2 protein-coding genes and 1 pseudogene are annotated in these 1479 nt (G+C 66.0%); all 3 read right to left on the reverse strand.

Annotation, left to right across the window (positions count from 1 at the left end; translation table 11 throughout):
* Positions 1-314: pseudogene (locus RLDS_RS0127375) on the reverse strand (efflux RND transporter periplasmic adaptor subunit); the annotation flags it as partial.
* 53 nt (positions 315-367) lie between these two features.
* On the reverse strand, positions 368-1384 hold the full coding sequence (locus tag RLDS_RS29440; protein ID WP_020819430.1) for a sensor histidine kinase: 1017 nt from the start codon (positions 1382-1384) through the stop codon (positions 368-370).
* Positions 1381-1479: winged helix-turn-helix domain-containing protein (locus RLDS_RS54860; RefSeq protein WP_021224267.1), on the reverse strand; the 99-nt coding region annotated here is incomplete at its 5' end. The genes RLDS_RS29440 and RLDS_RS54860, both read right to left, overlap by 4 nt.

The raw sequence follows: 1479 nt of genomic DNA on the forward strand, positions 1-1479 counted from the left end.
CCTTCGACCACCAGCGTCCGCATGACCACGCCGGGAAACGTTGCGGCCACCGCCACGCGCGCGTTGGCGGGCGGCTGGATCACCGCCGGAATGACGGCGATGGGCGCTTCAATCGCGGCGATGGCGGGCACAAGGCGGATACCGAGCTGCGCGGCCTGTTTGCGATCAACCGGCAATATGCCCGGCGCCGCTTTCCCGGCTTCAGCGGGTTGGAGGCTGGGCTCAGGGGCCGTGCCGGATCCGGCAAACCACCAGACACCAAGCACCAGCACAATGACGGCAACGCCGGCAAGGAGATAGTTCCGCTTCGACATGGGCTTCGCCTAGTGCGCGAAACTGACGAGACCCTGACGAGGCCAAAATGCGATCAGGCGCCGGGGAAGTGCAATGACAATTCCCGCGCGACAGGATCGGTGGTCAGCTCTCCACCGTGCGCCGCCATGATCCGGTCAACGATCGCCAGACCAAGCCCGGCGCCGTTGGTGCTGGCATGGTCCGCCCGGCTATGCCGCCGCACAAGTTCGCGAAGCCGATCGGTCGACAGGCCCTCTCCGCCGTCACCCACCGCGATCACCGGATCTGGGCCAACCCTTATGGTCACCGTGCTCCCGGTTGGCGTCACCCGGACAGCATTCTCGATGAGGTTCCGCAAGGCGGCGGCGATCGCTTCGCGCCGGCCCCGCGCCACGGGATGCCCGCTACCTGCATCGAGCGTGATGGCTTTCCCTTCCGCGATGATGCCTGGCGCCAGAAGGCTGACGACATCGCGGGCGATCTCGACAAGGGACACGGATTCCAGCGGGAATTGCGCGGCGGATGCGGCGTCAATTTGGGCCAGCAGCATGAGCTGGTCGATCAGGCGACGCATCGCGGCGACGTCATGCTTCAGGCGCGCGGAGTCGTCATGGTCGAGCCGGTCAAATTCGAGCGACAGCACCGCGAGCGGCGTGCGCAGTTCATGCGCGACATCGGCGGCAAAGGCTTCCTGGCGCATGGCGGCGTCGTCAAGCCGGCCGAGCAGATCATTGACGGCATCCGTGAACGGCAGGGCTTCGGCCGGCAGATGGGACGTGTCTATGCGAAAGCCGCGTTCGTGCCCACGCGCGGCCTCGATCGCGGTTGCGGCTTCCTCAAGGGAGCCAAAAGCCTGTCGGATCACGCGCCGCACGACGAAGGCGACGGGCACCATCAGCACGACCAGTGGAAGCGCGACATGCTCCAGCATCTCGCGCACGGCCTTGATCAGCGCGTCCTGCGCCGTCAGATCGTCGAATGTCAGGCTGTAGAAAAAGACGACCGCTGCAAGCAACAAGATGGTGCCGACAAGGCCGACGAGAGCAAGCCCTCGCGCAAGTTTGCGCGACACGGAGCGCCGATAGGTCACGCCGCGACATCCTTCAGCATATAGCCGACGCCGCGGATGGTGTGGAGCGCGCCAGTGGCACCAGCCTCGTCCAGCTTCCGGCGCAAGCGGGAGAC

It is taken from the genome of Sphingobium lactosutens DS20, assembly GCF_000445105.1.
Lineage (GTDB): Bacteria > Pseudomonadota > Alphaproteobacteria > Sphingomonadales > Sphingomonadaceae > Sphingobium > Sphingobium lactosutens.